Source organism: Neobacillus sp. 204 (assembly GCF_046562815.1).
Classification (GTDB): Bacteria; Bacillota; Bacilli; order Bacillales; family Cytobacillaceae; genus Neobacillus.
Window position 1 is genome coordinate 1 of record NZ_JBJORY010000036.1, and the last position, 5,181, is coordinate 5,181.

The window sequence follows — 5,181 nt, forward strand, 5'->3', positions numbered from 1 at the left end:
CACGTTAGTTGAACAAAAAAAGAACCGCAACTGCGACCCTTTTGTTCAACTCAAGCACCCTTTCAAAATGTTCACTCAATATGGATTTTTCACCTTTCTTTCCACTTGCGCCCTCAATTACGTGATTTTCTGTTCGCTTATCCCCGTTGATTATTTTACGAATTTTATTTTTCACTTAAAAAGAACGCATCTGTAAAAAATGCGTTCTTACACTATCGTCTATCTTTCGAATGTCTCACTGGCATAATCTACACACGTATACCAAGGTCCAGGGTCAGTGGCTTTGGTTTTTGATCGGCTAAACGACACTTTTCCCCAATCGAATCTCGCTAATGAGAGATGACAAGCAAATGTGACCTTGACAGATAGTATAAACCTTCCATTTCCAACAACTTTTATTGTGTCGTTACCTCTTTTTTCGCTTGGACCCTCAATTCTGACGTCTCCACTTAAACGATCTAATTTCCATTCATAGTAAATCCAGATATCACGCCCAAAACAATCCTCAGGATAATCGTCACATATAAGATTCGCATCAGCAAAGAACTCATCGCCTCCTCGACCACCTCGTTGTTTGATTCCTGGACGTCTAAGATGGGACCCACGACAACATCCTCCGGTTGGAGGATCTCCAGGGCGCAAACGCATTCTATAGTTTTTTTTATTACAATTACAACCCATTTTTTCACTTCCTTTAAAAAAAGATATATTCTATTATTTTTTGTTTAGATGCTTGTCCATTAATGCATAAACGTCTAAATAACAGAATTCATATTATATGAAATGTTAAAAAGTATTCGTTTGTGTGTACGCTCGTCCTTACTGGCGCAAATAATCTTAGAATTTTCAAAAATAACACTTATTCCATTGGCATTACTTGAAAACCCGTTGATATAATTCATTAAATTGACTGTTATTGAGATCCAACCATTTATGAACTACGCCACGGTCAACTGTGCAACTTAGTTTCCGCAGTAGCACCTCTGATACAATAACAATTTTTCCTGGGAATCAATCTTTGTACTTCCCTACCTCGAGATTCCCAATCTAATGATTGCCTCTCATAATACTCCTTAAAAATCTAAAAGTGCTAGTTAATTGTGATAGCTTTTTTCCTTTACTTCCTTCGCAATATATGTAAAATGCAACATAAAAAACCTATCTATTTTCAACCTTGTTCTTCAACTATTCTGCTTACGTTAGTGGAACAACGTAAAAAGGCTGCCGAAGCAACCTCTTGTTCAACTCAAACAACCTATAGTTTAAGTAGAAACCTTCACAATCTCTTATACATGTTAACAAAAGTTCTAGAATCTAACTCATTACAAAAAGACGCTTAATCTATTCCGGAAAAGCGCCTTAATGGAATATCATAACTGTTGTTTTAACCACTTTATTTTAAATAGAGGAAACGACCTTAACGCAAATCGGATTGCTTGTGATTATTTTCTTCATGACATTCATGGTTTAGAAAAAATTCTTTAAAACATCTATTACTGCAAACATTTAAAAGGGCCGTCCTGGCACTTTTTTGTTTTTCCCAAGAGGGTACTTGTTTGAACGAGAGCAATCTACCTTTGTGATAGTCTGCCTTTTGTCTCCATTTGTAAAGCATAGAGGAATTTTTTGATGTCGATTCGGGAAGTTGCGGTGTGTTTTTTTCCTTCCAGTTCGAGCATTTTCATTCTTACTTGGGTGTAGTCGAACAATTTGGATGAGTAATATTCAAATGTTGGGTTGGCATAATCGGTTAATCCCAGCGAAGCAAGATGCTCGAGCACCTGTTGGAGGATGCGGCGGATCCGTTGTTCCACAGCCTTGGCTTCTTTTCTTATTTCCTCAGGAGAGACGGACGAACCAAGCCGTTTTTTGGCCGCCTGCTCATACAGATCCTTCAAAGGCGGAAGCTCCCGATTTCCCTCCATGTCCCATTGATGTAAAATTTCCAGAAGATCCAACAAATCCTTTTCACCATTTTTGCCAACAATCCCAAGTTCAAGCAGGATGCTTTTGGCAAAGGACGGAAACAAAGGTTGTTTACTTGGGAGAGTGTTCTCAAACAGCCGATTTTTTGTATTGTGCGTAGTTAAAAAGCTTAATGACTTTTGAATGTTATGAAGTGATTTTTCCACTCTCAGATAGTCACTTACTTTCTTAATGACACTTACCACCTCAAGCCGGTTAATCGGCTTTGTGATATAATGCTCGACACCTAGGGAATACGCTTCGCTTATCATATCCTTCGTTTCGACTTGGGAGATCATGATGATTTTTCCCCGAAAGGAGGGAGCAATTTCTCTGACTGTCTCAATCCCGTCCCGGATGGGCATGAGCAGGTCAATCATTAGAATATCAACTTCCTGTACATCGAGGGTATGGGCATCTACTTCAGACCCGTCAGCTGCCTCCCCCACCACCGAACCCAATCCCTCTTCTTCAATAATATTTGATAACATCCCTCTGATAGTGGGGGCATCATCGACAATAAAAAATTTCACCGTAAATCACCCCTTTTTCATTAAATTTACAACCGGAAGCTGAACTTCAAAGGTTGTTCCTTTTTCTTTTGAAGACTCAATCAGGTTAATTTTGCCATCGAGATCTTCAATGACACTTTTTGTGTAGGATAAACCAATTCCATTAGAAGCGATTCCGGCTTGGTCAAATTTCGTCGTAAAGCCTGGTTCAAAAATATACGCTTTGTTTTTTTTAGAAATCCCGTTTCCATTATCCTTTATCGTTATTTTGACTAGGTCTTGAACCTTTTCAACCGTTACTACAATCTGTCCCTCCTGATGGATGGCTTCCACAGCATTGGCGACAAGATTATTGATTAGGGAAAGGAGGATAAAAGTGTGGTACTCTGGATGTTCACCGGAAATTCCTACCTGGAAACCAATCGTTTTCCCGAGCAACTCACTATAATTTTTATTCGAGATGGCTGCAACAGAAATGATTTCCTGAATGTTCATAAAATCATCTAATTTTTCTTTGGCCATTAATTTGGACAAACCGGCATATATACGTTGATTATCTTTTTTAATCTCGTGTAATTCCCCGGCGATTTTCAGCATCTCTTGCGCTTGATTCTGATTGTTTTGAGCTTTTAAATCACGATAAATGGCATAGCAGGCGCTGGTTAACTTCTCCGCATCCTTCGCTGATTTTTCCAATTGAAACATTTCTACATACAAATTTGAGACTAATAGTAAAACCTCCTCGGTCCGCTTTTTTTGCTGCTCTTCAGCCAACCTAGTTTCCCGCACTAAGATGGTATTGAAAAAACCGAGGACAAAGAAGCTGCGAATGATCGCTACCCCTATAATAATCAAGAAGCTCGAGGTTGCCATTTTCATATCGGTTGTAAAATGGCGAATGGTCATTTCGATAACATTCCCCATGATTTCGAGCACCATGCCAAGCAGACCAATGAGAAGCGGCCGATGATACAATTTCTTTACCTTAAAAATATAGAAAAACATGCCGAAGACCATGTAATAAAAAAACACGGGAAAATGGATAGGGAAATCGAATGAGCCAACCTGTACCTTGTCCAGAATAATCCGAAAACAAACAACTGCACTTCCCGTTAAAAAGCCGGCTAAAACGGGATGGATTTTTCGTGACCATAATAAAATGAAGAAGAATACAGTTGTGCTCATGCTGAATCTTAAATCAGCACCGCTTAAGGGGTAAAACTTTAATTCTCCAGTAATGGGCACAGCAATAATCATAAATAAATACGCTAATAATTTATCGCGAATACAATCACTCCCTTTCTATCGTAAAAAGAATATTATAAATTGTAAAAATATTTTTTATCATTTTTGTAGTTTTTTGTAGTTTATCGTAGTTCTGCCGGTATGATGTAAATGTTGAAAACGTTTACAAGCTATATTCTACTATAATATTATCAAAAAACTTATCGATGGGAGAGAAGTTAGTGAAAAAAATTAGTTTAGCATGGCAAATTTTTATTGGTTTAATTCTTGGGATAATTGTGGGTGCCATTTTTTTCGGAAATCCGCAAGTTGAGCAATTTTTACAGCCGATTGGAAACATCTTTTTACGATTAATTAAAATGATTGTCGTGCCGATTGTTATTTCATGCCTTGTTGTCGGTGTGGCCGGTACGGGCGATATGAAATCGTTAGGGAAGCTCGGCGGAAAAACGCTACTTTATTTTGAAATTATTACAACGATCGCAATCTTTGTTGGGTTGTTAATCGCCAATGTTTTCCATCCTGGTACAGGCGTGGACCGTTCACAACTTGTTAAATCGGACATCAGTTCCTATGTTACGACTGAAAAAGCAACGGAGTCACACTCACATATTGATACTCTTGTGAATATCGTACCGACTAATGTTGTGCAGGCGTTCGCAAATGGGGACATGTTGGCAATTATTTTCTTCTCCGTAATGTTTGGACTTGGCGTTGCGGCAATCGGTGAAAAAGGCAAGCCGATTATCGCGTTTTTTAGGGGTACTGCTGATGCGATGTTCTTTGTAACCAATCAGATTATGAAGATTGCTCCATTTGGGGTGTTTGCCTTAATTGGGGTTACGGTTTCGAAATTTGGGCTGGAATCATTAATACCGCTCGGAAAATTGGTTTTAACCGTTTATGGCGCAATGATATTCTTTATTATTGTGGTCCTTGGTATTGTTGCGAAAATAGCTGGCTATAATATTTTTAAGCTATTAGCTTACCTGAAAGACGAATTAATTTTAGGGTATTCCACAGCAAGTTCGGAAACCGTCCTTCCAAAAATTATGGAAAAAATGGAGCGAATCGGCTGTCCGAAAGGGATTACTTCATTCGTGATTCCGACTGGCTATTCCTTTAATCTCGATGGTTCAACCTTGTATCAGGCGATTGCCGCACTGTTCATCGCGCAAATGTATGGCATTCATATGAGCATTGGACATCAGATTACATTAGTCCTTATTTTAATGGTTACCTCAAAAGGGATTGCAGGTGTCCCTGGTGTTTCAATTGTCGTCCTGCTTTCAACCTTAGGAAGTGTCGGTGTTCCAGTCGAGGGCTTGGCGTTTATTTTAGGCGTAGACAGGCTGCTGGACATGGCCCGTACATGTGTAAACATTGTTGGTAACTCACTAGCTGCTATTGTTATCACAAAATGGGAAGGTCATAAAGTCAAAGACCACCCCGAAGAACT

The 5,181-nt window shown here is 39.0% G+C and carries 4 protein-coding genes; 1 reads left to right on the forward strand and 3 read right to left on the reverse strand.

Annotated features, from left to right (window positions below; translation table 11 throughout):
* Positions 1–219: 219 nt before the first annotated feature.
* From ACJ004_RS29885 to ACJ004_RS29895, 3 genes are all read right to left on the reverse strand, one after another.
* Positions 220–681, reverse strand: a complete 462-nt coding sequence (locus ACJ004_RS29885; RefSeq protein ID WP_410896706.1) for a hypothetical protein — start codon at positions 679–681, stop codon at positions 220–222.
* 890 nt (positions 682–1,571) lie between these two features.
* The gene (locus tag ACJ004_RS29890; RefSeq protein ID WP_410896707.1) at positions 1,572–2,498 is read right to left on the reverse strand and encodes a response regulator; all 927 of its coding nucleotides are present in this window, start codon (positions 2,496–2,498) and stop codon (positions 1,572–1,574) included.
* Between the two features lie 6 nt (positions 2,499–2,504).
* Positions 2,505–3,734: a sensor histidine kinase gene (locus tag ACJ004_RS29895; RefSeq protein WP_410896708.1), complete on the reverse strand. Its 1,230-nt coding sequence runs from the start codon at positions 3,732–3,734 to the stop codon at positions 2,505–2,507.
* A 209-nt stretch (positions 3,735–3,943) separates the two neighbouring features.
* On the opposite strand from ACJ004_RS29895, the gene ACJ004_RS29900 reads away from it, so the two are divergent.
* Positions 3,944–5,181 (forward strand): cation:dicarboxylate symporter family transporter (locus tag ACJ004_RS29900; RefSeq protein ID WP_410896709.1); only part of this gene is annotated, 1,238 nt, incomplete at its 3' end.